The organism is Robertmurraya beringensis, from assembly GCF_042433785.1.
GTDB classification, from domain to species: domain Bacteria; phylum Bacillota; class Bacilli; order Bacillales; family Cytobacillaceae; genus Robertmurraya_A; species Robertmurraya_A beringensis.
The window spans coordinates 1-3,795 of sequence record NZ_JBHLUU010000075.1 but is presented as its reverse complement, the minus strand read 5'-3'; the positions used below and the strand labels follow the sequence as shown (position 1 = coordinate 3,795).

Annotated in this window: 4 protein-coding genes and 1 pseudogene; 1 reads left to right on the top strand and 4 read right to left on the bottom strand. The window is 40.3% G+C overall.

The genetic code is table 11. From position 1 onward, the window contains the following. Nucleotides 1–39 precede the first annotated feature (39 nt). The 4 genes from ACFFHF_RS12115 to pdxR form a co-directional block, all read right to left on the bottom strand. The gene (locus ACFFHF_RS12115; protein WP_377058244.1) at nt 40–174 is read right to left on the bottom strand and encodes a hypothetical protein; all 135 of its coding nucleotides are present in this window, start codon (nt 172–174) and stop codon (nt 40–42) included. 20 nt (nt 175–194) lie between these two features. Beyond that, nucleotides 195–317: a hypothetical protein gene (locus ACFFHF_RS12110; RefSeq protein WP_377058243.1), complete on the bottom strand. Its 123-nt coding sequence runs from the start codon at nt 315–317 to the stop codon at nt 195–197. Between the two features lie 246 nt (nt 318–563). Next, nucleotides 564–1,439, bottom strand: coding sequence for a DMT family transporter (locus tag ACFFHF_RS12105; protein WP_377058242.1), 876 nt, complete (start codon nt 1,437–1,439; stop codon nt 564–566). Between the two features lie 211 nt (nt 1,440–1,650). Further along, a complete protein-coding gene (pdxR, locus tag ACFFHF_RS12100; RefSeq protein ID WP_377058241.1) occupies nt 1,651–3,129 on the bottom strand; it encodes a MocR-like pyridoxine biosynthesis transcription factor PdxR in 1,479 nt (492 codons plus the stop codon). 106 nt (nt 3,130–3,235) lie between these two features. Here pdxR and ACFFHF_RS12095 point away from each other — a divergent pair. Further along, a pseudogene (locus ACFFHF_RS12095) lies at nt 3,236–3,676 on the top strand (PhzF family protein); the annotation flags it as partial. Between the last annotated feature and the right edge of the window lie 119 nt (nt 3,677–3,795).

Below are 3,795 nucleotides of genomic sequence, written 5' to 3'. Positions count from 1 at the left end.
CGGACAGCCAAGAGCCGAAAGCATCCAGTCCGAATACCCCTAGGATTCGGACAACGAAGACTCGAAAGCATCTGGTTCAGTCCGAATAGCCCCTGGATTCGGACAGCCAAGAGCCGAAAGCATCCAGCCCAGTCCGAATACCCCAGGATTCGGACAGCCAAGAGCCGAAAGCATCCAGTCCAGTCCGAATACCCCTAGGATTCGGACAACGAAGACTCGAAAGCATCTGGTTCAGTCCGAATAGCCCCTGGATTCGGACAGCCAAGAGTCGAAAGCATCCAGTCCAGTCCGAATAGCCCCTGGATTCGGACAGCCAAGAGCCGAAAGCATCCAGTCCAGTCCGAATAGCCCCTGGATTGGGACAACGAAGAGTCGAAAGCATCCAGTCCAGTCCGAATACCCCTGGATTTGGACAACGAAGTACAAAATCCATATTAAAGTCTCTATAATTGTGTAAAAAAAAGGTTCATTTTATTCACTTTTAGAAAAGAGGAATAAAAATGAACCTTTTTTACAGTATTACCTAGTTTTGTAAGTTTACTAGACTGCTGTATGAAACCGGGCTATTTTTTCTCGACAATAACGAATAAAACACCTGTAAGAATTAAGATAGTGCCGATCCAAAACGTTACACCTATTGTTTCTCCAAGTATAAGCCATCCAAGTAATGTTCCAACCAAAGGCTGAAAGAAGAAAAATATTCCCCCGCTTGAGGCGTTGAGCATTTGTAATCCACGATTCCAAAGTAGAAACCCGCATGCAGTTGAAACAATGCCCAAATACAAGAGTCCTCCCCAAATGGTCGGGTCAGCTAGTTGAGTTATACTCATTTCATGTAACCGTGGCAGAACAAAAGGAGTCAGCACGATTAGAGCTACCAAAATGGAATAGGTGGTTACTACAATTTGTGAATAGTCGCTCGGCAATCGCTTGATAAGTACAGACATAAGTGCCCATGTTAGGGCGGCAATAAATAGTGCAATACCTCCAAGTGTACTGGACATATTTACATCGCCGATTCCAACAATGAAAAGTACTCCAATTGTCGCTAATATAACGGAGATTCCCTTTTTTAACGTCAATCGTTCTTTAAGGATTATGCGAGCAAATACAACCATAAATGCTGGTGTTGCAGAAGTGATAATCGCACCCATTTGTGCCGTGGATAGCATGGTTCCAGTTTCCTGGGCGACGATTGAAATGGTATTACCAATAATCCCAATGGCTATGATGAGTAAGAAATAACGTTTTTCAATCCGCCATTTTTGTCTGGTGATCAAGCCAATAATGAGAAGTGCAATAATAGCGACTAAATACCGCATCCACACAAGTTCCAGTGGTGGTATAACCGATACGACAACTTTAACAACAACATACATTCCGCCCCAAATACTTGAAGCTAATATCAAATATAACGAACCTAATAAGGTGTTTTTCATTTTTTGTACCCTCCGTCTTTTAAATTAGGTCAAAAATGCCCCTAACGGAGAGATGTAGTCACCTTCACTCCATTAAGAGCAGAAGTGTGCTACTGGTACATCATTTTCAAATAATGGAGTCCAAAGCATATCATTCACCCCTTAGATTCATATTTCTAAATTTATTATAACAAATCACATGTGTTCTTAGGGACTTTTCCGTGATCTCTACTCAAAAATGGGGCGAGCTTTCCTGTTTCATTTTGGAGTCTATTGCTAATTGTAGGATATGACAAATGGTGGTCACACCTTGGTGTAATTGTTGTTCCTTCATATAAGAAAAGCTGATTCGTAAATGATGATTTTCTTGCTCGGTAGGGTAACAAGCTGATCCAGGTAAAAAAGTGATTTGCTCTTTCTTTGCTTCTAATAAGAGGTGATCGGTATGAATCCAGGAAGGAAGAGTAATCCATACGTTTAATCCTCCTTTTGGTATGAACCAAGAAACTTCTTCAGGTGCATGTTTCGACAGAATCTCTAGAACCAGATCGCGCCTGATCTTAAGAGCGGTTCTTAATTTTTTTAGGTGATCCATCATTCTTTTGGAAGAGATAAATGGAAGGATGGCTTTTTGTGTAAGTAAAGGACTCCCTAAATCGGTGTTTGCCTTGGCAGCTAAAAGCCGTTTGAATATAGAACCAGAAGCAGTTAATATGCCAATTCTACAACCGGGAGCTAGTATTTTGCTTAATCCTTTCAGGTAAATGACATGACCGTCCTCGTCCAAACTTTTCATGGATGCTGGAGGCTTTCTAACAAAATAGATTTCACTACATGGATCATCCTCAATCACTAAACACTGCGTACTTTTAGCAATCTCAAGAAGTTGTCTGCGGCGTTTTGTGGGCATGACAGCACCAGTTGGATTATGAAACGTAGGCACCGTGTAAATGATTTTTGGTTTATATTTATCACACAAATTTTGAAGTAAGTCGACTCTCATTCCATCGCTATCAACAGGAACGGTTAGAATGGTAGCCCCTCTCCCGCGAAACACATCAATGGCTCCTGGATAAGTCGGGGCTTCCATGACGACTACATCCCCTGGTCCAACAAAAGTACGAGCAATTAAGTCAATTCCTTGTTGTGAACCACTTGTAACTAAAATATTTTCAGGAGAAGTTGGTAGGTTCAGCCTTTGCAAATACTCCACCATGGCCTGCCTTAGCGCTTGATCTCCTTGGATCTCTCCATACTGTGAGAGAACTTTGGGATTTTCAGAAAACATCCTTTGAATTTCTTGCTCTAAGTATCGATTAGGTAGCAGTCCAGGATCGATCATAGAAGAGGAAAGATGGATTCTTTCAGGGACTTGGTGAAAACGAGCAAATTGAGACCTTGGTAAATAATCTTGAACGGCAAGTTGCCAATCGTATGAACGGGTGTTTTCTTTCCGTTCAGATTCTTGGACTTTTGTCTTTCTTATAAATGTACCTTTTCCTTGAACAGACGTGATATATCCCTCTTGGTCTAGCTTTTGATAGGCTTTTACTACCGTCACTAGACTTACCCCAAGCTGTTTGGAGAGCTCACGCACAGAAGGTAATTGTAATTCTTCTTCTACAAGTTCTGAACGAATATGATCGAGAATAGATTGGTATATTTGCTTGGTTATGGAAATGTCCGCATTTCGTTGAATCTCAATGTGCATGACTTGATCTCCTTTAAGTGTTATACATGGGTGTTGAGTGTTATATACAAACAGCTATAAACTACCAATAAATGATTAAACACATTATAACACTGGAGGAAATGAGATGAAGTATTTTGTTGTTGATGCTTTTGCAGAAAAGGTATTCGAAGGCAATCCAGCAGGAGTATGTATCATGAAAGATTGGATTTCAGATGAACTTATGCAGAAAATCGCGATTGAAAATAATTTATCAGAAACAGCTTTTGCCGTAAAAGAAGGTGCGCATTATCGACTGAGATGGTTTACGCCTGGAGGAGAGATTAACCTTTGTGGGCACGCCACGTTAGCAACGGCATTTATTATTTTAAATTATTATGAAATGCAGTTAGAGCGTGTCAAATTTCATACCATTAGTGGTGAATTAACGGTCAATAAGCAAGATGATTTATTGGAACTGGATTTCCCATGCGTTCCTTCAGAACCGATCTCCATTACTGAGAAAATGATCAGCGCTTTAGGGATGGTGCCAAAAGAAGCGTACTTGAATAGGGATCTTATTTCTGTGAAAATAAATATGGGTTTAAACAAGATCAGTTGTGTTAATGATATTATTAATGCAATTTTTGCAATAGGAAAGCAGAGGTACCTAAATTTATGGTATCTCGAATATCTTTTTTAACTTTT

Excerpts from the sequence above, each read along its gene's own strand:
- ACFFHF_RS12115 (WP_377058244.1), bottom strand. The coding sequence starts at position 174 with ATGCTTTCGGCTCTTGGCTGTCCGAATCCTGGGGTATTCGGACTGGGC.
- ACFFHF_RS12105 (WP_377058242.1), bottom strand. The coding sequence starts at position 1,439 with ATGAAAAACACCTTATTAGGTTCGTTATATTTGATATTAGCTTCAAGT.
- pdxR (WP_377058241.1), bottom strand. The coding sequence starts at position 3,129 with ATGCACATTGAGATTCAACGAAATGCGGACATTTCCATAACCAAGCAA.